Annotated in this window: 24 protein-coding genes and 2 pseudogenes; 18 read left to right on the forward strand and 8 right to left on the reverse strand. The window is 69.5% G+C overall.

Features of this window, described 5'->3' with window-relative positions; genetic code table 11:
- Positions 1 to 252: 252 nt before the first annotated feature.
- On the reverse strand, positions 253 to 720 hold the full coding sequence (locus ACFHWU_RS24150) for a DUF4345 domain-containing protein (RefSeq protein WP_416591659.1): 468 nt from the start codon (positions 718 to 720) through the stop codon (positions 253 to 255).
- Positions 708 to 1,529, reverse strand: a complete 822-nt coding sequence (locus ACFHWU_RS24155; protein WP_416557213.1) for an NAD(P)H-binding protein — start codon at positions 1,527 to 1,529, stop codon at positions 708 to 710. The genes ACFHWU_RS24150 and ACFHWU_RS24155 overlap by 13 nt, the downstream gene beginning before the upstream one ends.
- A 255-nt stretch (positions 1,530 to 1,784) precedes the next feature.
- Between ACFHWU_RS24155 and ACFHWU_RS24160 the strand changes: the two genes are divergently transcribed.
- The 5 genes from ACFHWU_RS24160 (at position 1,785) to ACFHWU_RS24180 (ending at position 6,591) form a co-directional block, all read left to right on the forward strand.
- Entirely contained in the window at positions 1,785 to 2,726 is a 942-nt protein-coding gene (locus ACFHWU_RS24160; protein WP_416557214.1) for an AraC family transcriptional regulator, read from the forward strand.
- 43 nt (positions 2,727 to 2,769) lie between these two features.
- Positions 2,770 to 3,540: an alpha/beta hydrolase gene (locus ACFHWU_RS24165; RefSeq protein WP_416591660.1), complete on the forward strand. Its 771-nt coding sequence runs from the start codon at positions 2,770 to 2,772 to the stop codon at positions 3,538 to 3,540.
- Entirely contained in the window at positions 3,537 to 4,094 is a 558-nt protein-coding gene (locus ACFHWU_RS24170; protein WP_416569191.1) for a hypothetical protein, read from the forward strand. Before ACFHWU_RS24165 ends, ACFHWU_RS24170 begins: the two co-directional genes overlap by 4 nt.
- Before the next feature lie 279 nt (positions 4,095 to 4,373).
- The gene (locus tag ACFHWU_RS24175; RefSeq protein ID WP_416557217.1) at positions 4,374 to 5,339 is read left to right on the forward strand and encodes a hypothetical protein; all 966 of its coding nucleotides are present in this window, start codon (positions 4,374 to 4,376) and stop codon (positions 5,337 to 5,339) included.
- Between the two features lie 781 nt (positions 5,340 to 6,120).
- Complete coding sequence (locus ACFHWU_RS24180) at positions 6,121 to 6,591, forward strand: hemerythrin domain-containing protein (RefSeq protein ID WP_416557218.1); 471 nt, start codon at positions 6,121 to 6,123, stop codon at positions 6,589 to 6,591.
- 60 nt (positions 6,592 to 6,651) lie between these two features.
- Here the strand turns inward: ACFHWU_RS24180 and ACFHWU_RS24185 are convergent.
- The 5 genes and pseudogenes from ACFHWU_RS24185 to ACFHWU_RS24205 all read right to left on the reverse strand — a co-directional run.
- A pseudogene (locus ACFHWU_RS24185) lies at positions 6,652 to 6,885 on the reverse strand (hypothetical protein); the annotation flags it as partial.
- A 43-nt stretch (positions 6,886 to 6,928) separates the two neighbouring features.
- A pseudogene (locus ACFHWU_RS24190) lies at positions 6,929 to 6,985 on the reverse strand (hypothetical protein); the annotation flags it as partial.
- Positions 6,985 to 7,527, reverse strand: a complete 543-nt coding sequence (locus ACFHWU_RS24195; protein ID WP_416591661.1) for a hypothetical protein — start codon at positions 7,525 to 7,527, stop codon at positions 6,985 to 6,987. The pseudogene ACFHWU_RS24190 and the gene ACFHWU_RS24195, both read right to left, overlap by 1 nt.
- A 181-nt stretch (positions 7,528 to 7,708) precedes the next feature.
- A complete protein-coding gene (locus ACFHWU_RS24200; protein ID WP_416569190.1) occupies positions 7,709 to 8,296 on the reverse strand; it encodes a DUF4232 domain-containing protein in 588 nt (195 codons plus the stop codon).
- The gene (locus ACFHWU_RS24205) at positions 8,293 to 8,718 is read right to left on the reverse strand and encodes a hypothetical protein (protein WP_416591662.1); all 426 of its coding nucleotides are present in this window, start codon (positions 8,716 to 8,718) and stop codon (positions 8,293 to 8,295) included. The genes ACFHWU_RS24200 and ACFHWU_RS24205 overlap by 4 nt, the downstream gene beginning before the upstream one ends.
- Before the next feature lie 147 nt (positions 8,719 to 8,865).
- On the opposite strand from ACFHWU_RS24205, the gene ACFHWU_RS24210 reads away from it, so the two are divergent.
- Positions 8,866 to 9,045, forward strand: coding sequence for a DUF6767 domain-containing protein (locus ACFHWU_RS24210; RefSeq protein WP_416591663.1), 180 nt, complete (start codon positions 8,866 to 8,868; stop codon positions 9,043 to 9,045).
- Here ACFHWU_RS24210 and ACFHWU_RS24215 read toward each other — a convergent pair.
- On the reverse strand, positions 9,042 to 9,803 hold the full coding sequence (locus ACFHWU_RS24215) for a Type 1 glutamine amidotransferase-like domain-containing protein (protein ID WP_416591664.1): 762 nt from the start codon (positions 9,801 to 9,803) through the stop codon (positions 9,042 to 9,044). The two genes, ACFHWU_RS24210 and ACFHWU_RS24215, sit on opposite strands and share 4 nt — an antisense overlap.
- Before the next feature lie 160 nt (positions 9,804 to 9,963).
- Between ACFHWU_RS24215 and ACFHWU_RS24220 the strand changes: the two genes are divergently transcribed.
- From ACFHWU_RS24220 to ACFHWU_RS24275, 12 genes are all read left to right on the forward strand, one after another.
- Positions 9,964 to 10,983 (forward strand): sugar transferase, encoded by a 1,020-nt coding sequence (locus ACFHWU_RS24220; protein WP_416591665.1) that lies wholly within the window; start codon positions 9,964 to 9,966, stop codon positions 10,981 to 10,983.
- Positions 10,976 to 12,580 (forward strand): lipopolysaccharide biosynthesis protein, encoded by a 1,605-nt coding sequence (locus tag ACFHWU_RS24225; RefSeq protein WP_416591666.1) that lies wholly within the window; start codon positions 10,976 to 10,978, stop codon positions 12,578 to 12,580. The genes ACFHWU_RS24220 and ACFHWU_RS24225 overlap by 8 nt, the downstream gene beginning before the upstream one ends.
- Positions 12,577 to 13,410, forward strand: coding sequence for a methyltransferase domain-containing protein (locus tag ACFHWU_RS24230; protein ID WP_416557226.1), 834 nt, complete (start codon positions 12,577 to 12,579; stop codon positions 13,408 to 13,410). Before ACFHWU_RS24225 ends, ACFHWU_RS24230 begins: the two co-directional genes overlap by 4 nt.
- Before the next feature lie 11 nt (positions 13,411 to 13,421).
- Positions 13,422 to 14,264 (forward strand): class I SAM-dependent methyltransferase, encoded by an 843-nt coding sequence (locus ACFHWU_RS24235; RefSeq protein ID WP_416591667.1) that lies wholly within the window; start codon positions 13,422 to 13,424, stop codon positions 14,262 to 14,264.
- Positions 14,261 to 15,604: a glycosyltransferase family 2 protein gene (locus ACFHWU_RS24240; protein ID WP_416569187.1), complete on the forward strand. Its 1,344-nt coding sequence runs from the start codon at positions 14,261 to 14,263 to the stop codon at positions 15,602 to 15,604. Before ACFHWU_RS24235 ends, ACFHWU_RS24240 begins: the two co-directional genes overlap by 4 nt.
- Positions 15,605 to 15,683: 79 nt before the next feature.
- Positions 15,684 to 16,817 carry a glycosyltransferase gene (locus ACFHWU_RS24245; protein ID WP_416591668.1) on the forward strand — a complete coding sequence of 378 codons (1,134 nt, stop codon included), beginning with the start codon at positions 15,684 to 15,686 and terminating at the stop codon, positions 16,815 to 16,817.
- Positions 16,814 to 18,091 carry an O-antigen ligase family protein gene (locus ACFHWU_RS24250; RefSeq protein WP_416591669.1) on the forward strand — a complete coding sequence of 426 codons (1,278 nt, stop codon included), beginning with the start codon at positions 16,814 to 16,816 and terminating at the stop codon, positions 18,089 to 18,091. The genes ACFHWU_RS24245 and ACFHWU_RS24250 overlap by 4 nt, the downstream gene beginning before the upstream one ends.
- Entirely contained in the window at positions 18,088 to 19,050 is a 963-nt protein-coding gene (locus tag ACFHWU_RS24255) for a glycosyltransferase family 2 protein (protein ID WP_416591670.1), read from the forward strand. The genes ACFHWU_RS24250 and ACFHWU_RS24255 overlap by 4 nt, the downstream gene beginning before the upstream one ends.
- On the forward strand, positions 19,029 to 20,273 hold the full coding sequence (locus ACFHWU_RS24260) for a glycosyltransferase family 4 protein (RefSeq protein WP_416591671.1): 1,245 nt from the start codon (positions 19,029 to 19,031) through the stop codon (positions 20,271 to 20,273). The genes ACFHWU_RS24255 and ACFHWU_RS24260 overlap by 22 nt, the downstream gene beginning before the upstream one ends.
- Positions 20,270 to 21,724 carry a hypothetical protein gene (locus tag ACFHWU_RS24265; protein ID WP_416591672.1) on the forward strand — a complete coding sequence of 485 codons (1,455 nt, stop codon included), beginning with the start codon at positions 20,270 to 20,272 and terminating at the stop codon, positions 21,722 to 21,724. Before ACFHWU_RS24260 ends, ACFHWU_RS24265 begins: the two co-directional genes overlap by 4 nt.
- A 106-nt stretch (positions 21,725 to 21,830) precedes the next feature.
- The gene (locus ACFHWU_RS24270) at positions 21,831 to 22,697 is read left to right on the forward strand and encodes a TylF/MycF family methyltransferase (RefSeq protein ID WP_416591673.1); all 867 of its coding nucleotides are present in this window, start codon (positions 21,831 to 21,833) and stop codon (positions 22,695 to 22,697) included.
- Positions 22,698 to 22,783: 86 nt separating this feature from the next.
- Positions 22,784 to 23,164: a BlaI/MecI/CopY family transcriptional regulator gene (locus ACFHWU_RS24275; RefSeq protein ID WP_416557235.1), complete on the forward strand. Its 381-nt coding sequence runs from the start codon at positions 22,784 to 22,786 to the stop codon at positions 23,162 to 23,164.
- Positions 23,165 to 23,168: the final 4 nt, after the last annotated feature.

The raw sequence follows: 23,168 nt of genomic DNA on the forward strand, positions 1-23,168 counted from the left end.
GCCCAAACCGGCGGACGAACCCCGCCTCGCCGCTTGACACAACCCATAGGGACACCCCCCCGACCGGCCACCGCCGGAACCGGCGGCGTACCTGCCGGTCTGGCAGCGGCTGCTGGAGGTGGCCACCGGCAGCTGCCGGGCGGCCGGTGACCACCCGCTTGCCGACGACTTCGACGCATGGCGCGCCCGGTTGGGGTGACCGGGCGCGCACCTGCGCGACGGTTACCGGCAGGACTCCCACCTGCGTGACGGTTACCGTGCCGAATTCGCACCTGCGTGGCGGTTACCGTGCAGGACGTACCCGCAGGCCGTGCCGAGGACCAGCTCGGCGATGGCAGCGGCGACCAGACCGGTGGCCGGCATCCCGTCCAGAGCGATGCTGAGCAGCCGGGACAGTCCGTACGCCAGATAGACGGTCGCCCCGATCAGCGCCGCGGCGAAGGTCAGCCGGCGGACGAACGCCCCGAGGGTGACCAGGATCCCGGTGGCCAGCAGTGCCCCGCCGGCTGCCCGGGTCTCGCTGAGCAGGCTGCTGTTGCCGGCGAAGTCGATGCCGTTGCCGGCGTGGAAGGCGTCCGGTGCAGTCAGGACCGCGCCCCCGATACCGACCACGACCAGACCGGCGACGACGAGAATCACCTTCTGGCTGCGGCTGCCGGTGCGGGTGTTGATCTGGGGCGGCGCCGGCACCGGGCCGGCGACGGTGGTCACTGCTGCCACGCCCCGGCGGCGGCCGCCTGCCGGCAGAAGTCGGCGAAGTCCCGCGGTGCCCGGCCCAGCGCCCGCTCGACGCCGTCACCGAGCGACGCGTTGCGCCCGTCGAACACCTCCACGCACAGGTCGGTGAGCAGCCGCGCGTAGTCCGGCCCCAGCTGCGAGACCAGGGCGATATGGAACTGCTCGGCGGTGACCGGCTGGTAGCCGACGGCCCGGCCGCTGGCCGTGGCGATCTCCGCCGCCACCTGCGCGAAGGTAAGCAGGCGCGGCCCGGTTACGTCGTACGTCCGGCCGTCATGCCGGCGGTCGGTGAGCACCGCCACCGCGACGTCGGCAACGTCGTCGACGTCCACGAACGGCTCGGCCACCCCGCCGGCGGGCAGGGCCACCGTCCCGGCCAGGACCGGGCCGAGCAGGTGTCCTTCGGTGAAGTTCTGGTTGAACCAGCTGGCCCGCACGATGCCGTAGGTCAGCCCGGAACTGGCGACGATCGCCTCACAGCGGCCGGCGTTGGTCTCGCCCCGACCGGAGAGCAGGACCAGCTTGCGGACACCGGCGTCGCGGGCGGCGGCGGTGAACTTCTCGACCACGGTGGGCGCTTCGGGTGCGGCGAGGTCCGGCGAGTACGACAGGTAGACGGCGTCCGCCCCGCGCAGCGCGGCGAACCAACTGGCCGGCTCCGCCCAGTGAAACGGCTGCTCGCCCTGGCGGCTGGCCCGGACCACGGGGTGGCCGAGTGTGGTGAGCTGGTCGGCGATGCGCCGGCCGGTCTTGCCGGTCGCCCCGGTGACGAGCACTGACGGTCGTGACATGGCGTGGGAACTCCTGTTCGGTCTTAGGTGTCGTGGACGGCCATCTACCGCCCGCTGCTGGCCACCGCCCAGGTCGGGCGAAGCGTCCGACTCGGGCGGGTGATGTCTTGTCGACCAGCCTGCCGGGGTGGCATCGGCGGAACAATGATCCTGATTCCTGATTTCTTTGCTCATCGTCCAGACCTGTGGATGTTCGGCATACTCTCCGGGAAACTGGGCAGGGTGTGGACGACACCCAGCTGCGCGATCCCGGCGATGAGCGACCCGCTCGGCGAGACCCTGCACATGTTCCGGCTGACCGGCACCCTCTACTGCCGGGCCGAGCTGACCGCCCCGTGGGGCATCGACGTGCCGGCTCTGCCGGGCTGCATGACGTTGCAGGTGGTCACCGCCGGCCGGTGCTGGCTGGAGGTGGGCGATGCCGAGCCGTACCTGATCGGGCCGGGCAGTCTGACGCTGATTCCGGACGGTGTCCCGCACCGGTTCCGCAGCGCCCCGGACGCATCGACGCGGCCGTTGTTCGACATTCCGGTGCAGCAGCTCAGCGAGCGCTACGAGATCATGCGACACGGGGGCGGCGGCGAGCTCACCCAGGTGACGTACGCGGTGCTGCGCCCGGACCACGTCGCCGCCCGGCGGTTGATCGCTCAGCTACCGCCCGTGCTGCATCTCGACCGGTTCGACGACGACGAGTCGGGGTGGCTGCACAGCACGTTGCGGCTGGTCGCCCGGGAGGCACAGGCGCTGCAGCCGGGGGGTGAGACGATGCTGACCCGGCTGGCCGACATACTGGTGATCCAGGCGATCCGGTCCTGGTTGGACGCCGCTGCGGAGGCGCGCCAGGGTTGGCTGGCCGCGCTCCGCGACGACCAAATCGGCCGGGCGCTGACCGCGCTGCACCGCGAGCCCGGGCAGGACTGGACGGTCGGCACCCTGGCCCAGCAGGCGGGCATGTCCCGGTCGGCGTTCGCCGCCCGGTTCACCGAACTGGTCGGTGAACCGGTGATCCGCTACCTGGCGACCTGGCGGCTGCAGCTGGCCCACGACCACCTGCGGCGCTCCGCCGACCCGCTGCCGGTGGTCGCCCGCCGGTTCGGCTACCACTCGGAGGCGGCGTTCTGCCGGGCCTTCAAAAGGGCGTACGGGGTTGCGCCGGGCCAGGTCCGTCGGGAACGGCTCGGCGCCGGGAACGACTGACCCGACGCGAGGTCGCGGACCGGTGAACCGGCACACTAGGTGGATGGCACACCTGCGGGTCGACTTCTACTCCGACGTGCTGGAGCAGGCCACCTCGATGACCGTCCTGCTACCCCAGCACACCAGGACCCGGATCGGCGCTCCCGCGCGGGCCGGCGACGCCGATTCCCCGGTGCTCTATCTCTTGCACGGGCTTACCGACGATGCCACCGCGTGGACCCGGTACAGCTCCATCGAGCGGTACGCCGAGGAACGCGGCCTGGCCGTGGTGATGCCCCAGGTGCATCGCAGCATGTACGCCGACGAGGTGCACGGAGCACCGTTCTGGACCTTCCTGTCCACCGAACTGCCGGCCGTGGTCGACTCGTTCTTCCGGGTTTCCCGACGGCGGGAGGACACCTTCGTCGCGGGCCTGTCGATGGGCGGGTACGGGGCGTTGCGCTGGGCGCTGCGCCAGCCGCACCGGTTCGCGGCGGCGGCCAGCCTGTCCGGCGTACTCGACGTGGCCGCCCGCCAGCACGGACCGTCGGTGTCCACCACCGACCCACTGATGCGGCGGGTCTTCGGCGAGCAGGACATCGCCGGCAGCGACGACGACCTGCTCGCGGTGCTCGACCGGGCCGACCCGGCGGCGGTGCCGCAGCTCTGGCTGTGCTGCGGCACCGAGGACGTGCTGTACCCGGACAACGTCCGGTTCCGCGACGCCTGCGTGGCGCGGGATGTTTCGCTCACCGTCCACTTCGAATCCGGTGACCATGTGTGGAGCTACTGGGACGCCAAGATCCGGGACGTACTCGCCTGGCTGCCGCTGTGACCGATGGAACCGACGCGGCGCGAATGGCCGCCGGGCTGGGCGATCAGTTGACCACGCTGACCTTCACCGATCTCGGCACCGAACAGGTCACCAGGACGATCATCGACGCCGTGGTGCGGTGGGGTACCGAGCAGGGCTGGCGGGTGTACCGGCGGGCAGCCAGCGTACTGCCGCTGCCGCCGCCGATGCACGGCCGGCACTCGGTCGTCGACGTGGCCTGTGCTCGGCCCGACGCGCCGCCGCTGGTGGTCGAGGTGGACCACACCGACCGACGCCGTACGGTCGAGAAACTGCTCGCCGAGGCCGCAGCCGGTCGAGTGGCGATCTGGGTCCGATGGGGCAGCCGTGGCTTCACCGCCCCGCCCGAGCCGGTGCGCATGGTCACCGTGCCGGTCACCGCCCGAGCCGCGGAGCGACCGGGCGTACGGTTGTTCAGCCGGCAGCCGGCGCGGCCGTTGGCGCCGCCGGATCACCGGCCCGGCCCGGTGACCGCAGCCGGGCCTCCGTCGTCCCTGTTCGACCCGGCTGACGGCGAGCCGCCCACCGGTGGTTGACCGCCCGGCTGGGCCGGCCGGCGGATCATCCCGCTGCGGGTGCCGGAGCCATCCCCGTTGTCCACGCGCTGAGCACGCGAACCGGTCCCGGCACCCACAGATCGGGACACGGAGGCACGGTGGCTCACGCCCTCCCGCGCAGGAGCGGACCACGTCGGATCTCGCTGTGAACAGTCTCGGCCACCGTGAACGTCCGCAAAAGTCGCATCGCGTGACAGAATCTGGTGCTGATGTCACGGCGAGGACAAGGTGACTCGCTCAGGAAGGACGGTGACATCCGTGTCCGCTGTGGAGGTCAAGTCGGAGCTGCGCACCCTGCGGGCCGGTCGCGGCGTGTCGGCGCCCGATCTGTCCGGTCGGCTCGGCGACCGCCTGCGTACGCTCTGCGGCAACAGTGCGGTGAACCGCGACGACGAGCCCGCCGATTTGCGCGAGCGGGTGATAGCCGAGCTGAACAGCCAGGTCCGACGCCTACCGGACGACATGGCGCTGGCGGCGCGGGTCGCGCTGGGGCTGCACCCGCAGGCGCAGGACGCGCACTTCCGTGGCCGGGTCGCCTGGCTTGCCCGGCGGCTGGGTCGCGAGGACCGGACCGCGCTGCGTCGGATCAACGAAGCGGAAGTGCTGCTGGCCGAGGCGATCGGCCAGGAGCTGGGCCGGCGCAGCTCCAGCCCGGTCGGAGCCGGTTGGCACGTCGCCGGGCTGCGGGTGCTGGTCCGGCTGGACACCCCGACGATGGAGGCGTACGAGGAACGGCGGATCGTCGCCGACCGGGACGGCGTCGACGAGATCATGCTCGGCATGTCGCTGCCCTGCCCGCCGGGCAGCGACGGGCTCGACATCCGGGCAGATGTGCACTGGGGTGGGCGGCTGATCAGACACGAACGACCGCTGCCGCAGCGGTCGCAATTGGTCGTCGGCCTGCCCCGGCCACTCGCCGCCGGTGAATCATGCGACTTCAGTGTGGTCACTCGACTGGGTCCGAGCCAGATCGCCTCACCGCACTACGTGCTGACGGCCACCCGACGGTGCCGACGGTTCGAGCTGCGAGTGAGATTCGACCCGGTCCGGTTGCCCAAGTGGGTGCGGCGGGTGACCGGGGAGCCCGTTCGGTTACTGGACACACCGCAGCCCGGCAGCGAACTGCTGCAGCCGGACGCGGTCGGCGAGGTCTACACGGAATTCGACGATCCGGAACTGTATCTCGCGTACGGCATCCAGTGGTTTCCGGCACTACAGCCGTGACGCAGGATCGGAACGTTGGCACGGGTCAGTCGGTCTCCATCACGCATCACCTCCGCTGACGTCGACAGGCAGAATCCGGTGAAACTGCCATTGGCAGACAGCGATCGACTGCGTCTCCCCGGCCGGTGCCGGGAATCGCGCCGATCAGACGGGACAAGGTAGTGGTTGGTCGACAACGGTTGCCCGGCATCGGCCCGGCAAGTGCCGGCTAGCCGACGCTAGGCGGTCGGACCCGACCAGGGTGTGACGCTGGCCGGGGGCTGCACACAGGTGGACTGCACCGCAGACCGGCTGGGCCGGGCGGCGAGCGTGGACACCAGGAACGTCGCGCAACGCGACGAACCGCTGATTCCTCGTGGCCGGCTTTCCGGCCACCGATAGGTCAGCTACCGCTGACCGAGGCTACGACAGCGCGATCCGGCCGGCACGGCCGTCGATCGCCAGGCGAGACAGCGTCGAATCGCTGGGCCGGGTCGTCGGGCAATGAATGCATCGGGCAATGAATGCACGTGGCTCAAGGTCAATCATGATCTGTCTCCCCGTGAGTCGCCGTACAGTAACCTTATCACCGCCCGCCAAGTTTGCCATCGTAAATACGGCGACAACCCGGTCACAGTCCTCTGTCCACAAGGCTGGCCGGTCCGGACAGGCCGGTCGGTCCGGGCGACATCTGATAACCTCGCCGTAGCGTCGCGTGCCGGTGGCAGTCCGTGTCAGGCATGGAGGTGCCGGACCGAAGGGAGCACGACGATGACAAGCGCCGTTTCCTTGCCCTCCACAAGTGAGTGAGGGCGACGAAGCCAGGCTGGTGGCCTGGAGCCGCGAACTGCGCGGTGTGCACAACCGGCTCCGCGAGGCGCTGACCTACACCCGAGAGGCGTTGGCCGCCGGCCGGCCGGCGGAGCCGGCGACCCGGGATTTGCTGCTGTTCTGTCACGGATTCTGCGCCGCTCTGACTGCCCACCACGAGGGCGAGGACGGTCGACTGTTCCCGGCCATCGCCGCACAGCATCCCGAGCTGCACGACACGCTACGCAACCTGCGGCAGGACCATTCGATGATCGCGTACCTGCTGACCGGGCTGCAGGCCGCCGTGGCGCGAGCCGCGCCGCCCGCCGAGCTGGACCGGCACCTGGATGGCTTGGCCGCGATCATGGAGTCCCACTTCAGGTACGAGGAACGCCAACTGCTGACGGTGCTGGAGACGCTGGCGCTGGACGCGGATCCGGGCAGCGTGCTGGGGCCGCTGTAACCCGGCCGGCCGGGCGCCGCTGCGCGTCTGGCCCGCCCGTCCGCCGGAGCCCACCGCGCGTCAGCTCCGGCTGCCCGGCGTGGCCCGACCCCGGCTGCGGCGGGCGAGCCTGCCCTGCAATGCCCGGCGGGCGACCGGCTTCAGGTCGTCGACGACGTCGACCAGCACCGCCATCTGTTCCAACGCGGCCAACGGCGATCCGGCCAGCACCCGGCGGAGCACCAGCTCGATCTCGTCGGTCCACAGCCGCAGCGCGGCCGCCGCAGCCGGAGCGAGCCGCTCGTCGGTCTGCGCACGGAACGTCGGTGCCCTGCTCGGGAAAGATGATGTGGCGGGTCGCGCCGAGGTGCAGCAACGGACCGGTGACCGCCGGGCCGTGCCAGAACCGGTCCATCACCCCGGTGCCGACGCAGCCGATGGACTGCTCGCGACCAGTGGTACGGCCAGCAGCGCCAGCCGGTGATCGAGTACGGCGGCGGCGACCACCAGGGTGAGCCGGACGGCGACCACCAGGGTGAGCCGGACGGCGACCTCGGCGAGTGCCCGGTCACGACCGCGCTCCGGCGGTACGCCCTGCTCCAGCCACAGTCGCAGCCGGTCGAACGACCATGCGGTGGCTTTGCCTAAGACCGGGCGGAAGGCCCGGTCGGCGAGCGGGCCGAGGCGACCCCACCCGGGCGTGTAGTCGTAGCCGGTCCGGAACCGGACGCCGTTGAGGGTCGGCTGGTAGCGCCAGAAGCCGTGGCCGGACCGGATCAGCGACAGCTTGTGGTCGCAGGTGAACCGCAACGCGGAGGCAGCGGAGCCGTCGGGTCGGCGGCGCTCGCCGGTGGACTGTCCGGTGCCGGCGACGGTCAGGCCGGGCAGCAGCGGGTGGCGTACCGGAACCCTCCCTGCGACCCGTACGGCTCGATCCGGGTGAAGCGCAGGTCCCACCGGGCGTGCCGGGCCGGGTCCTGGGTGTACGCCACACCTGGTCAACCGGGGCCTGGATCAGCGCCTCGATGTACAGCACGCCTGACCTCCCTGGTTTGAGCGAATGCTCAACTGAGAGGTTGGCACGAGTCTTGAGCAGTCGCTCAAATGATCGGTGGCCGCGCTGACCTGCAGGCGGCGATCAGTCGGCCGGGGCCCACGGACTGACCGCGATCCGGCCGGTGGTGCCGATGTCGAGGCCGCCGTCGGGCTCCAGCACCTGCGCCGGTACGCCCGCAGCCGGCGCCACGGCCAGGAAGCTGCCGTGCGTCGGCGAGACCCGAACATCGTCCACTGTGTTGCGCCAGACCAGGACCGCGCCGGCCCGCTGACCGGGCTGCACCGTGATCGGTACGGGGCTGCCGGCCACGGTGTCGATCCGGGCGATCACCTCGGCACCCTCGATCACCTCGACCGCCAGCGGCTGCAGTTGCTCGTCGAGGACCGTGAGCTCCGGAAAGCCGTCGACGTGCACCGGTTCCTCGGCACAGTTGACCAGCCGAATCGGCATCGCCCGCAGACCCATCGCGGCGTCCACCTCACCCAGACTGAGCAGCGCTCCGGAGTCCGGGCAGTCAGGTGACGGATCCGCCGACGGCACCGGCGTCGGCGTGGGGACGGGTGCCAGATCGTTGTCCGGTGGCTGCGGACCTGGTTGCGGCAGCTGACCGGCACAGCCGGCGAGCAGCACCGCCGTCAGCAGTAGCGCACCGGCCCGTCGGCGAATCACCGGTCGCCCGTCTGATTCCCGGAGACAGGCTCGCCGCCGCCGTCGCTGCCGCCGTCCTTCTCGTCCTTCTCGTCCTTGTCGTCCTTGTCGTCCTCGTCGAACGGTTCGTCGTTCCACCGCCACCAGGCCTCGTCGCCCTTGACGTGCAGCAGGAACTCCGACACCGCCGCCCCGTCCGGGTCGATCAGCACGACCGCAGCCCGAACCTGCTGGTACGCCCGTTCCCAGGCGCCGTCGTCCGGACCGTCCTCGACCACCCGCATCGCCCGCAGCTCCGCGTCGAAGATCGGCCGCAGCGGCGCGAACGACTCGGTCGGCCGGAGGGTGGCGTACAGCCAGGGAAAGTCGCCGTCGGTCACCGCCAGATCAGCCAGCAGCACGCCGTCGTGGTCGCGCAGCGACCAGCTCACTCCGAATCCCATGCCACCCATCTCTTCCGCCGCGCGCCGCCGTCGGCACAGTAGTACAGCCGGGCACCTACCGTGGTGCCCCGTCCCAGGCCTGAGGACCGGCCCGCCGGGTGCCGTCCGGCCCTGCCGCCGACCGCGTCGACCCGGGACCGTGAGGGTATGAACGCGCGAGCGCACCACCGACGCCCCGAGGCGAAATGCCCGATCCGGCCGGGCGAGCCCTGCACGCTGTGCCTGCCCGGCGCCACCGGTCCGGCCGACTGCGGCCTCGTCTACCTGGTGATGAGCGACGACGAACTCCGCGCTGGGCTGCACGAGAACCGCCGGGTCGCGGCCTAGCGGATCACGTCCGCTAGGCCAGCGCCAATCGGGCGGGTTGGGATCGGACGCTCCACCGCTGCCCCGCCCCGTACATCCGGTTCTACCCGGTACGCCCCGGCACCGGGCAGGCTGCTGACCGCCTCGACCAGTTCAGTGCCGATGTAGTGCAGGCCGACCCCGTCGTCGGTGGCGTACCCGGCCGGCAGGTCGCCCGACGCGACGCACTCCAGGTACCGCCTCCGGCGCGGCTGTTCCGCCAGGTCATGGTGTACGCCGTTGCTGTACGGTAACAACCCCAACGTCTCGGTGACCGGGTCGAGCCGCTCAGAAAAAGAGTCCGTCACCCCGCCGGTGTGCCAGCAGATGCTGCCAGCACTCCCCCCGCCCAACACCACACCGGCCGCCCAGCACTCGCGGAGGATGGCGTCGACCCGGTGCGCCCGCCACACGGCGAGCAGATTCACCACGCTACCGCCCGTCACCCAGATCAGCTGCTGCTCGCGCAGGAACGCCCCGACGTCGTCGACGTTCGGCCGAGGAAACAACTGCAGGTGGGACGGGATCACCTGCTTGGCGTCGCCGACCGCCGCGTAGAAAGACTCGATCACGTCTGGCTGGTCACCGGTAGCGGTCGGCACCAGGCAGACCTTCGCCACCGGCACACCGGTCAACGAGATTGCGTGGTCGAGCAGCGCGCTGCGGCGCGGAGCCGGTTCACCCGGCGGCGGATGCAGGATGCCGGAGACAGCGAAGATCTGGCGACGACCTGGGGGCATCTGCCCATCATGCAGGAACCACCGCCGCCTTCCAACGAATGACTCAAGATCTATTACACGTTTTCAAGCTATATGTGACCTGTAGGCGGCTGAGCAGGATATATTGTGCTTCCATCCGATTTGATGGGTTAACGGCCGAGACCTGGTTTGGAGTACACGCATGCCGAGTCACGCGGACGCGTCGGCGCCGGCTTCCGTCCTGCCTGGCGCCGATCGGCGTGTCGCACCCCGGTTGCCGAACGGTGGAGCTGGCCGTCGGCACTCCAGCAGACCGGACGGGAGCCGGGGTGGAAGGGTCCTGGTCCTCGAGAACGACGGGCCCGAGAGCCCAGCGGACCGGCTCGACGAGGAGTTCGACGTCGCGCTCCGCCTGCGCGGGCCGGTAGACCTGGAGGCACTGCCAGCCGTACTCGCTCAATACCAGCCGAAGCTGCTGCTGCTGAAGCAGTCCCTGGACGCCGCCGATGCACGGCTGATCGCCGCCTGTCGCGCCCACCGGGTGCCGATCCTCGTCCTCGCCCGACCGGTGTACGGACTTCTCCGGCCGGCCCGCCTACGACGTCACGGCGGGCTGCCCTGGTTCCAGCTGCGTTCCGGTCCGCTGACGACGGCCGACATGTGGGCGAAAAGAGGACTCGACCTCGCCTTGATCTTGCTCGCGGCGCCGCTACTCATGCCCCTGCTGCTACTCCTCGGCGCGGCGGTGGCCGTGACCGGTCCTCCACTGTACGTGCAGACCAGAGTAGGTACCGGTGGCCGGCTCTTCCGACTGGTCAAGTTCCGGACCATGCACGTCGACGCGGAGTCCGCCACAGGGCCGACGTTGGCCGCTGCCGACGACGACCGGATCACCAGACTCGGCCGGCTGCTCCGGCGTACCCGCCTCGACGAGCTCCCGCAGCTGTGGAACGTCGTCCGGGGGGAGATGAGCCTGGTGGGTCCGCGGCCCGAACGGCCCGAGTTCGTCGGCGAGCTGTGCCGGCTCCAGCACTACCACCTGCGTCACCTCATCCGACCAGGGCTGACCGGCATCGCGCAGCTGACCGGCGGTTATGCAGCGACGGCTGAGGACAAGCTTCGGTGTGACCTGCTGTACCTGCACTGCCGGTCGCTGCGGCTGGACCTGGGTCTGCTCCTGCTCACCATCGTGGAACTCTGCCGGGGATTCCCCCGTGGTTAGCCTGTCAACCGGGACCGGCCGCCGGGTGGCCCGCAACACCGCCAGTCTGCTGGGCGGTCGACTGATCGTCACCGCAGTCGGGTTGGTGACGCTGCCCCTGGTGTATCGGCACCTCGGCAGCCAGGAGTTCGGTATCTGGGTGTTGCTCTGCGCAGTCGTCGCTGTCCTGGCCATCATCGACCTGGGCCTCGGCTCGGCCATGGTACGTGAAGTCGCGCGGGACGACGGCGACTCGTCGCCCCGGCGGCTACGTGCCACGCTGGCCCTCGGGCTGGGCTGGGCGGTGTGCCTCGCCGTACTGGCAACGGCCCTACTGACCGCCTCCTGGCCCTGGGTCGGTCGGTTGTTGCAGCTGGGTGAGCTCGCCGGTGAGGCACGCCGGGCGATGTTGTGGTTGCTGGTGTCACTGTTCCTCGGCGGCGTCGAACTGCCGTGGCGCGCGGTTCTGGAGGGCACCCAGCGGCACGGCACGGCGGCCTGGATCGGTGCCGGAGCCGCACTGGTGGGCGGCGTGCTGACGGTCGGGCTGCTCCGGATCGGCGGTGGGCTGGTGGGCCTGGCCGCCGTCACCGCCCTGACCAGCGGCCTGCGGGGCGGACTGACCATTCTGGCCGCCCGCCGGTACTGCCCGGCCTACACCCCGCGGCTGCCCGACATCCGGCGTGAGGATCTGCGTGTGGTCCGCGGCTACGGCCTCCGGGTGCAGGCCACGAGCGCCGCAGGGGTGGTCAACACGGAGCTCGATCGGTTCGTACTGAGTGGCTTCTTCACCCCGGCCACCGCAGGGCACTTCGACCTGGGTGCCCGGCTGCTGAACCTGCTCCGGCTGCCGCCGGGGTTCGCGCTGCTCGCGCTTTTTCCGGTCGCTGTCGCGGGCGTGGCCAACCCTGGTTGGCTCAACCGGTTCTACCTGCGAACGACGTGGCGTCTGGCCGCCTTTCTGGCACCGTGCACGGCTGCCGTCGTGGTGGCCGCCGACCCCCTGGTCCGGCTCTGGATCGGCGACCAGGTGCCCTGGGCGGCGACGAACCTCGCGGTACTGGCTCCCGCGTACGCGGTCAACCTGGTGCTCGGCGCGGCGACGATCGTGGCCCGGGCGGAGGGACGCCCCGGTCTCGAGACCCGGTACGTCATGCTGTCGGTCCTGCTCAACCTTGGTACGACGGTCCCCCTCATCTGGTTGTACGGCCCGGTCGGCGTACCGCTCGCCACCGCAGCTGCGATCCTGCTCTCGTCGAGCTATTTTCTGTGGCACTTCCACCGCAGCACGGCTCGGCCGCTGACGCCGGTGCTGCGGATCCTCGGCTGGACAACCACCGCCGCCGTCGTCGCGGCGGCCGTCGGCGGTCTCGTGTCGCCGCACCTGCCGGACGGCGACGGACGGCTGGGCGCTGCGCTCGCGGTGTGCTGCAGAACCGGTATCACGTTGCTGGTCGCGACGCTCCTGGTGGCCGGCGTGCGATGGTTCCGCCCCACGATCGACGGTCGCGCAGCAGATTCGGCGGACCGCACGGCGGCTCAGGTGAACCCGTGTGTCGATACGGAGATTGCCGTTCGCACCGGAGCACCGTTGACCGACGAAGTTGGCAGCCGATGAGTCCCCGTCGTGCCTCCTGCCTGGTCTGCGGTCCGGGACCGACCGACGAAGCCATCCTTGGAGGACGGCTGCGGCAGTGTCTGGCCTGCGGCTTCGCCTGGACGATCGGCGCGGCCGATCCGACACCGGACCTCTACGACGACACGTACTTCGAAGGCGGCGGTTACGAGGACTACTTCCTGCCGGGGCCGCGCCGGTTCGAAGCCAGCCGGCGGTTGCGCTGGCTGCGCTCCACGATCCGGCCGCAGTCCCTGCTCGAGGTCGGACCAGCGGGCGGGTTCTTCCTGGAGGCTGCCCGGAGGTGCGGCATCGACGTGTACGGCGTCGAGGTCTCCGCGGCGGCGACGCGGTACGCCCGCGACCGCCTCAACCTGCCAGTTGAGCAGGGCAGCTTCGAATCCGCGACGCTGCCCGACCGAATCGACGCGGTCTGTGCCTTCCACGTACTCGAACACGTCACGGATCCCTGGCAGTTCCTGCGTGCCGCACGAGCGGCGCTGCGTCCCGGGGGTGCGTTGGTGCTCGAGGTTCCCAACATCGCCTCGGCAGCGGCCCGGCTGCTCGGCGAGCGATGGCCTGGGCTGCAACCCGAGTACCACCGTTGGCACTTCACCCCCGGCTCGCTGGCGCACCTGGTGACGATGGCCGGGTTTCGGGTGCTCCGGCAGGACACCACGGTGTTCCGCTACTACATGCCGCTCCGGTATCAGCTACGGCACGCCCACCGGCTGCTGCCATCGGACTGGTCGGCGACCCGCTCGCTGCGGCTGGTCCATCCACGACAGGGCGACCTGGTCCGTCTGGTGGCGAAAGCGACGGACGGCGAGTGACAGGAGAACCGATGAGATCTGCGGAGAAAGTTGCGACCGGCTGCCTGCTGTGCGGCGACGGCTCGGGCGGTCGCCCCGTCACGGACGGGCTGCTCCGGCGCTGCGACACCTGCCAGTTCGTCTGGACGGCCAGCGAGCTGCCGCCACCCGAGCAGTTGTACGACCGCGCCTACTACGAGACCGACGGATACCAGGACTACTTCGCGTCCGCCGGACAACGACGGTACGAGTCCACCCGGCGGCTCCGCTGGCTGCGGTCACGGGTTCGCCCGGCGACCCTGCTGGAGGCGGGGTCGGCAGGTGGCTACTTTCTGCGGGCCGCCCGCGACGCCGGCATCGACGCCCGCGGCGTCGAGGTGTCGGACGCCGCCGCCAGCTTCGCCCGGGAGCAACTGGGTGTGCCGGTACGCACGGACCGGTTCGAGGATCATGCGCCAGGAGCCCCGGTCGAGGCGGTGTGCGCCTTCCACGTACTCGAACACGTGACCGATCCGCGACGGTTCCTGGCGGCGGCCCGGGCTGCACTGCGACCGGACGGCTGGCTGGCGTTGGAGGTGCCCAACATCGCTTCGGCGGCTGCGCGCAGGCTTGGCAGCGGGTGGCCGGCGATCGCCCCCGACTACCACCGTTGGCACTTCACGCCGCACTCGCTCGCCCGGCTGCTGGCCGAGTCCGGCTTCCGGGTGGTCGGTCAGGACACGATCTTTTCCCGCTACTACTGGCGGGCTCCGGCCCGCCTGCGGCAGACCCGCAACCTGGTGGTCGCCGACTTCGCGGCCTGTCGATCGCTGCGAGTCAGCCACCCGACCCTCGGCGACCTGCTGCGGGTCTTTGCGCGCAGGGAGGATTCATGAGCAGCGTGGACCTGTCGATCCTGCTGGTGAGCTGGAACACCCGGGAGGAGACACGGGCGTGCCTCGAGTCGCTGCCCACTGGGATCCGCGGGGACCTGAGTCTCGAGATCGTCGCCGTCGACAACGGCTCGTGCGACGGGTCGGCCGAGCTACTGGCCGACCATCCCCAGGTACGGCTGCTACGCAACGAGCACAACGTCGGATTCGCCGCCGCCGTCAACCAGGCCTACCGGCAGGCCCGAGGCGCGCTGATCCTGCTGCTCAACAGCGATGTCCGGTTTCACCCGGGCGCATTGAGCACAATGGTCGAGCATCTGCGACAGCACCCCGAGGCTGCCGGGGTCAGTCCGCTGTACCTGAACCCGGACGGGACCTTCCAGCAGCACTATGTCAATCTGCCGAGTTTCACTGCCACGATCGCTCTGGTCACCGCGCTCCGCAAGCTCCCGGTCTTCCGGCAGGCACTGCACAAATTCCAGATGCGCGGGGAGGACTTCAGCCGACCCCGGTTGCTGGCCTCCGGCAGCTGCATGCTGCTGAGGAGGCAGGTGCTGCCGACGGATCATATTTTCGACGAACGGTTTCCGATTTACTGGAACGACGCCGTGCTCGCCCGCACGTTGCGGGACGCCGGCCGCCAGTTGTGGATGATCCCACACGCGGTGGTGACGCACAGTAGGGGCGCCTCGTGCCGTCGGCTCGGACCAACCATCCGGCAGCGCCATCTACTCGGCAGCCTGGTCGGCTATCTGTCCATGACCGAGCCGCGATACAAGCTGGCTGTCTTCCGCGCGGTGAGCCTCGTCGATCACGGTCTGAAACGGCTCTTTGGTCGGCCCGTGCCGCTGGGACTGAGCGATCTACGAGCGGCGCTACGCGGCGACGTCGGTCCGCTGCCTGATGGTGACATCCGGGACTGGTGGGTGATCGTCGACTCGGGGCGGTCCGTGGCAGCTGCCGGCTCCCCTCCGTCAGGCACGGTGACCTCAGCCCTGGTGACGGAGGCGAGCCGGCGGCAGGACAAGCGGGTCTTGCTGCTGCGCGCGGAGCCCGCCGCGCGGTCACGCTGGCGGTTGACGGTCCAGACGCAGGACCAGTCCGTCTGGACCACAGACCTTCCGTCGGCGCTGCCGTTCGGCAGGTACGTCGGTTGGATCGATCGGGTCAATCTGCAGGTCGGCGCCGGCCGGCTACGTCGCTGGCTGGACCGGCAGGCCGGCGCCCGGGTGCTGTACCTGACCGACGAGCGCGTGACCGCGGTGATCGGATACCTCGGCGAGGATGAAGTACACAGTCTCTCGTCGCCCCTTCCGGCAGCGGCGGAACCAGCTCATGTCTAGGCATGGTCACCCGGTCCGCTCGTCGTCCCGGTCCGTTGCCATGCCACGGCCGCGGCGACACGGTGCCGGCGACACCGATGTGTCACGACAGTCCGTCGGCACCGGCAGCGGGTGGGTGGTGATGTTCAGCGCCACACCATGGCGTGGCGGAGCCCACCGCCAGCACGCGTTGGCCCGGCAGATCGCGGTCGACCGTCGGGTGCTCTACGTGGATCCCCCCGGCCAGCTACCGAGTTGGCGAATGTCGGTCACCCCGGTGGAGCACAACCTGTGGCGCGCCGAGGTGCCCGTCCTCCTACCGCTCGGCCGACAGCTGCCCCCGGCCAACCTGGTCAACCGCCGCTGCGGCGCGTCACTCATCCGTCGCTGGTTGGACGACCGGCCGGGCCACCGGTTGCTGTGGATCGACGAGGACCTGGCCGCGACGGTCGCAGGGCGCTTGGGAGAGCTGGCTGTCGTCTACGACGCAACAGATCTGGACTGGACCTTCACCCGGCGGTGGAACCGATGGCACCTACGGCGGGCCCTGGGCAATGCGCTGGCCGCCGCCGATGTGGTGTTGGCCTCGTCGTCGGCGCTGCCCGCGCGGCTACCCAGCGGGCACCGGTCGGTGGTGGTACTACCGAACGGCTGTGATCCGGACCGGTTCCATCCAGCCGGGCCGGTCTCCTCGTGGCTGGCCCGGCTGCCCCGGCCGGTGCTGGGCTACGTCGGTGCCGTCGACACTCGGGCGTTCGACGCCGACCTGGTGGCGCATCTGGCCACCGAGCACCCAGAGTGGACCTTCGTACTCGCCGGTCCGACGACCCGGGGCGGCCGGAGTCCGCTCGTCAGGCTGCCCAACATCGTTCTCACCGGTCCGGTTCCCTTCGCGGACGTCCCCGGGATCCTGCGCGGCTGTGACGTGACAATCATCCCTTACCGGGTCGGCGGGCTGATCGACTACGTGCATCCCAAGAAGTGCTACGAGTATCTCGCGATGGGCAAACCCGTCGTCGCCACACCGCTACCGGCGCTGCGTGGCATCGGCGCTCCGATCCGGCTGGCGGCGGGGCCGCAGCAGTTCGGCGCGGCGGTCGAGGAGGCGTTGCAGACAGCGGACGTTCCGGCCGAGGTGTCGCTACGCCGGTCCGTCGCGGTCGACAACAGCTGGGCGGTGCGGGGCGCCCAGCTGCGTACTCTGCTCACGGATCTGGCCGGACCGCCACTATGAGACTGGCGTACGGCTTGTGGACCGCGCCGCTGCCGATGGTGTTCGCCGCGACCGTCGTCGGGGCGCTGGCCGTCTCACCCGGCACCCTCGGCACCGTCCTGGCAGCCTCGGCTGTCTGCTGCGCGGCGTTCGTGCTCTGGCCGTGGGCGGTGCTCCCAGTCGCCATCATCGGCGGCACGATTGCCGGCGTGACCATCGGTGGCGGCGACGTCGCCACGATCGTCGCGATGCACGCGGCCGTACTCGGTGCTGGGGGGATCGCACTGGCGATCCGGGTGCTGATCGGGGCGGAGAAGCTTCGGCGTACCACTGCGGACCTGCCGATGCTGGGTCTCACGCTGTTGGTGCTGCTGGCGGCGGTGTACGGCCTCTCGCTCGGCAACCCACCCCGGGACGTCCTGGTCGGTGCCTACCAGATCGCGGTCATTCCGGTCTACTTCTGGATCGCGGCCCAGACGCTGGGCGACCTGAGACGGCTGCGCGCAGCCGCCATTCTCTACCTGGTGCCGACCGTGGCACTCACACTGACAGCGCTGGCCACTGCAACCCAGACAGGTGGCTTGATCGCGCTACTCGCCGTACCACCGCTGATCGTCCTGGCCGGGCTCGCCGAAGGTTGGAGCCGGGCCGGCTTCGCCTTGCTCGCCGGGTTACTCCTGGCGGATGTCGCCGTGTCGATGTACCGGGCGCTGTGGTTGGCCGCGGCAGTCGCTCTCGCGGTGATGCTGGTCTGGGGCGGTCGGACCCTACGTCGTGGCATGGCAGCGACGGTCGCCGTCGCCGTCGCCGGTGTCGCGTTCTTGGCCCTGGTGTCGAGCCTTGCCAACCACGTCGACGTGGTGGCCCTTGAACTGCAGGAGTCGTCGGGCTACCGGGGCCCCGAGTCCGCTGTCGGAATGAACGTCTTCGCGGAGCGCCCTTTCACCGGCGGCGGGCTGGGGCAGTCGGTGCGGGACATCTATCTACCAGACTTCACCCGAGATGATGTCGGCCCGGTCTACCACGCCTTCTACGTGACCGTCCTGGCGAACATCGGCATCCTCGGCCTCATCGTCGTGCTATGGCCGCTTTACCGCACAATACGGAACGGATTTCTGTACGGTAACGGCATAGCGTTCGGGTTCGCCGCGCTCACCTGTGGATTCCTTGTCGGAGCAGCATTCGCCGGACCGACGGCGGGCCACTGGGAACTCGGCCTGCTGCCAGCTCTGACGATGATCACGGGTTCCATCGATACACCACAGCCGACCGTCCCCGAGGAGGTGAGGACATGACCGAGTCGAACGCGACCGCGGTGATCGTGACGCACAACTCGCAAGATCATATTCGCGCCACTCTGACGGAACTGGCGAGAAGCCGACTACCGGTCATCGTGGTGGACAATTCCTCCAGCGACTCCACAGTGACAATCGTACGATCAGAGTTTCCCGAGGTGACGCTGCAGACGAACATCGTGAACGTCGGTTTCGCGACTGCCGTCAACCAGGCAGTCACGGCCGTCCGGACCGATGTCGTACTGCTGGTGAACCCGGACTGCGCATGCCCTTCCGCTACGGTAGACGCCCTCCTCACCGCCTTGCGTGACCACCCTCATGCCGGGATCGTAGGGCCACGCATACGCCGCCCGGACGGGCAGATAGCCATCAGTGCACACCCGTTCGAGTCATTGACCACGGTCGTCGCGTCCCGGTTCGGCGGCAGTCTGCTACCGGTACAGCTACGCCGGCTGGTGTCCGGACGAACCCGCCGGGCGACGTACGACGCGTGCCGGGAGACGGGCGGCCCAATCTCCGTCGACTGGATCTCCGGCGCGTGCATGGCAGTGCGGTTGCACCTGCTGCGACGAATCGGCGGCCTCGACGAAGGTTACTTCCTCTACTACGAGGACGAGGAGCTGTGCCTTCAGGCATGGCGCAACGATGTCGCGGTCCTGTACCTGCCGTCCGCGGAGGCGATGCATGTGGGCGGTGGCAGCAGCAGCGCCGACCCTGCCCGCACCTGGCCACACCTGTACCGGAGCATGCTGCGCTTCTTCGCGCTCCACCGACCCACGACGCTCGCGGCCCTCCGTGCCGTGGTACTGCTGCGCGCGATGCTCGGTATAGGTATCGCCGGGATGCGGTTGCCCATCCAACCTCGGACCGGAGCGGCCCGCGCTCGAGCCTGGTCAGAGATCTCACGGATCGCGTTGTCCAGCCGGCCGGAAAAATCGTGGAGGAAAAAGTGCACGTGATGGTCACCGTCGTCGGCGCACGGACGGAACACTGGATCGAATTGTTCGCCGCCCTGGCGAATCGCCCTGATGTCACGGTCACGGTTGTCGCGGCCGATGTTTCCGAGCTGACCCGGACCGAGCTCGACCTGGTGTCAAGCAGGTCCACCAGGTTCCGTTACCACGTCGTTCCCCATCTGTTGGGGGAAGGCCGGACCGGGCACATGGCATCGGTCCTCTTCCGGACTGACGTCAGCCGAGTTGTAGAGCAACCACCGGATGTCGTGCATATCATCGGTGAGGCCGCCTACCTGTCGACCTGGCAGGTAATCCGTTCCTGCCGGCGACGCTGGCCGGGCGTACCGGTCTCGCTCTACGCCGCGCAGAACATCGTCATCGGGTTTCCGGCGCCCTTCCCCACCATTGAACGGTACTCCTATCGTCAGGTCGATCACATGTTCCCGATCACCCCGGCGGCGCTCTACGTCCTTCGAGTTAAGGGATACGCCGGCAACGCTTCCGTCGTGCCCCTGGGCGTCGACCCGAAACTCTTCCGGCCAGGACCGACCGGAGACGCAGGCCGTCGCTTCACCGTTGGATTCGTCGGTCGGCTCGAACACCACAAGGGTATCGCCGATCTGCTGCGCGCGGCCGAGTCGGTCGACTGTGACGTGGCGTTCATCGGCGCAGGTGCCCTCCGGCCCCTGGTCGAGCGGGCGATCGAGCGCCGCCCAGGGCGAATCGTGCTGCATTCCTGGGCAGATCACCATGACCTGCCCGGCCACCTCAATCGGATGGATGCCCTGGCGCTGCCCTCCGTCGAGGTCGTGCAGCGCAACGTCCTGCCGTGGGTGGGCATTCCGCTACGCGAACAGTTCGGCCGGGTACTTGTCGAGGCGATGGCCTGTGGCACACCGGTGGTCGGCAGCGACGTCGGCGAGATACCACACGTGATCGGCGATGCCGGCCTGACCTTCACCGCTGGCGACTGGGTCGGTCTTGCCAACTGTCTCTCCCGACTCCGGGATGATTCGGAGCTCGCAGCCAGGCTGTCCGCCAACGGACTGGCCCGAGTCAACCGGTTGTTCAGCTGGGAGAGCATCGCTGACGCCATGTGCGATGCGTGGAACGGGCTTCGCGGCGCCGGGGACCGGCGCTCGGCGACGGGTCTGCCCCGACATCGCGGGGAACCGCACCGTGCGCCGCGCGCCGCCGCAGCACAGCAGTTGGAGGCGAAACCATGACCCGGTGGTCCCGTGGCCTGCCGACAGTTCGTGCCGTCGCCCGGCTCGCCGGGCTTCCGGTCTTCGGACTGTGCCTCGGGCTGCTCGCCGCGCAGTTGGTCACCCAGTGGACCCCGCCCACCTATCAGGCGTCGGCTTCGCTGCTGATCAGTGCGAAGGGCGACGGGGAAGTTGCCGGCCAGGAGACGGCGTCGATCACCCTCGCGCAGAGTCTGGCGCCGACGATCGCCCGGATGGTCGAGACGCGCGAGGTCGCGACCAGGGCCGCCGACAGTTTGCGGTTGCCGGCGGACGAGGTCGTCGGGCAGGTGACCGGACAGTTCGAGCCCGGCATGCAGATCGTCACCGTGGCGGCGGCCGCCCGCTCGGCCGACCGGGCGGCCGCGATCGCAAACGAAGCCGCAGCCGCGGTGATCGGGCGGCTCGCTGATTTCGCGCTTGCGGAGCAGGTTCAGGTCGATGCGCGGGTGCTGGACCGGGCCACTGCGCCGGCCCGGCCGGTCCTACCGAAACCCACGCTGAACAGCGCGCTCGGTGCGATAGCCGGCCTACTCGTCGGCCTCGGCCTGGCGACCGCCCGCAACCGGTTCGACAATCGGCTGCGCGATGTTCAGGCGGTGGACGCCCAGCTGGGTCTACCGGTGCTGGCGGTCTTCCCGCAGCTGCCGCGACGCTTCGCGCCGCGACATGTCCGGATGCTGCGACACGGTGCGGCGACCGTGGCGGCGGACGCCCTGGTCGCAGGCCTCAGCGTCTTCGTCGATTCGCTGCCCGGCCGGCGGATCTTGGTCACCAGCGCCCGACACGACGACGGGAAGGCCATGGTGGCCGCCCTGCTGGCCCTTCGGATCGCCGGCGGCCGCGACAACGCGACGCTCGTCGAAGCTCAGAGCACCGGTCAAGGTGACCCGCAGCCGGTTGCCGACCGCGTCGTACTGAGCTTCATGGAACGCACCTCCGGCCGGCCGGCAACCGGCCCTGTTCCGACCGTCGTCGGTGCGGATCTGGTGGGCCAGTGGCCGACCGGCGGGCAGCTCGAGGAGACCATCGGTGGCACGGACGACGACCTGGTGCTGCACGCGCCGCCAATCCTGACCGGAACCTCGGCGGCCATGCTCGCGAGAAAGGTCGACGCCGTCGTACTGGTGGTCCGGCGAGGTGACACCGACACGGCCGACGCCAAGCAGGCCTCGATGCTGATGCGGCACCTCGGTGTGCCGTTCGTCGGTGTCGTCGTCGTCGACGGCGCGACCATGCTGTCCCACCGGTTGTCCGGTCGCCCCGACCGATTCGCGGCTCCGGGCTCAGACGGCGGTCGACACCGACGGACGGATCCACCGTCTGGCGCCGAGACTCCGGCCGCTGCCGCCACGCCGACAGCGACCGCTCCTCGAGCGACACAGTCCGCAGCACTGACCAGCGTTACACAGTCAGCGATTCGCGCCGAATAGCAGCCATTCGATGCTGGTCAGTAGTAACCTATTTCAGCAGATGATGGCTACCGGCATCCGTCCAGCCAATCTCAATTGATGAAACCACTTCTCAGAAGGAGTTCAGATGAGCGTCATGCCGGTCATAGACCCGGAACCCACCGGCACCGCCGCCGGCGACCCACGGACCTTGTACCTGGACCTCATGAAGCGCACCCTGACAAGGTACGCCTTCGGCGAATCATGGATTCGCTACCACCCGCGCCGCAATTCACTGCGCAGCACCCTGCTCAGCCAGGGTCAGCGACTGCTCAACCGGCGGGACATGGACATCATGGTGCGATTCCCATTCAATGCCGACGAACGCGCGAACGGCCGCGACTGGCCCCCGGAAGCCGAGACGATGATCGGTCTACGGCGACTCGACAACCTTGAGAAATGTGTGACTGAGGTAATCGATGACCAGGTTCCTGGGGACCTGATCGAGACCGGAGTGTGGCGCGGCGGTGCCTGCATCTTCATGCGCGCGTTACTCAAGGCGTACGGGGAGACCGATCGGGTGGTCTGGGTAGCCGACTCATTCCGAGGGCTGCCCCGACCGGACCCCGAGCGGCTCGAGGACGTAGAGGATGCCCTATGGAAAGAGCCGTTCCTCGCCGTGCCGCTGGATCGGGTCCAGGCGAATTTCCGCCGGTACGGCCTGCTTGACGACCAGGTCCGGTTCCTGCCGGGTTGGTTCGAGGAGACGTTGCCGACGGCCGCGATCGACCGGGTCGCGGTCATGCGACTCGACGGGGATCTATACGACTCGACGATGGTGGCGCTCGACGCACTGTATCCAAAGCTCTCCGACGGCGGCTACGTCATCATCGACGACTATCACGCCGTACGTGGCTGCCGGCAGGCGGTCGACGACTTCAGGCGCGCTCACGGCATCAACGACGAGCTCCACCAGGTCGACTGGACCTGCCGGTACTGGCGCAAGTCGCCCTAGCAGCTCACCGGCTGAGTACTCCGACGTCGGTCCCAGCAGGAAGGTCCCCTGGTCCAGGCGTCTACTACCGGCGGTAGGCTTGACCGGTGACGCGACTGGGTGACCTCGAACGCGCGGTGATGGACGTGCTGTGGGACCGCGACCCGGCGGCCGATCCGGTCACCGTCCGCGACGTCGCCGAAGCTCTGCAGGACCGCGACCTGGCGTACACGACGGTGATGACGGTGCTGGACCGGCTGGCCGGCAAGGGCATGGTCAGCCGGGAGCGGGCCGGCCGGGCGTGGCACTACCAGCCGGCGGCCAGCCGCGAGGCGTACATCGCCCAGTTGATGCTCGACGCGTTGGACCTGGCCGGCAGCCGCGACGCGGCCCTGGTCCGGTTCGCCAGGTCGGTCACCGGCACCGAAGCCGAAGTGCTCCGGGCCGCGCTCACCGACCAGGCGCAGGTGGCGGACCGGCGGGGTTGACGCT

It is taken from the genome of Micromonospora sp. LOL_015, assembly GCF_048060275.1.
Lineage (GTDB): Bacteria > Actinomycetota > Actinomycetes > Mycobacteriales > Micromonosporaceae > Micromonospora_E.